General features: G+C 67.8%; 1 pseudogene. It reads right to left on the reverse strand.

Features of this window, described 5'->3' with window-relative positions:
• Positions 1-270, reverse strand: a pseudogene (locus tag SB751_RS30100) (succinylglutamate desuccinylase); the annotation flags it as partial.
• Positions 271-276: the final 6 nt, after the last annotated feature.

The following is a 276-nucleotide window of genomic DNA, read 5'->3' on the forward strand; positions in this document are numbered from 1 at the left end:
GAAGGCGTTGTACGCCTCCATGTTGGCAAAACTCACGGTGAGCGTGCCGATCTTCGGGCGCACGCCCGTATCGAGCAGGTGCGTGGCCGCCACCATGCCGCAGATCTCGTTGCCGTGCGTCAGAGCGTTGACCAGCACATGCGGACCGGGCTTGCCCGACTCGAAGCGGTGCACGTAGTCGATGCCGGTGTTGCCCTGGCGGTAGGCGGACAGGTCGCGCGGCAGGACCTCGAGGGGCGCGGTGTCGGGGGCGAAAGCGGGGTGGGTCATGTGGGG

This window comes from Cupriavidus sp. SIMBA_020 (assembly GCF_046535395.1).
GTDB classification, from domain to species: Bacteria; Pseudomonadota; Gammaproteobacteria; order Burkholderiales; family Burkholderiaceae; genus Cupriavidus; species Cupriavidus campinensis.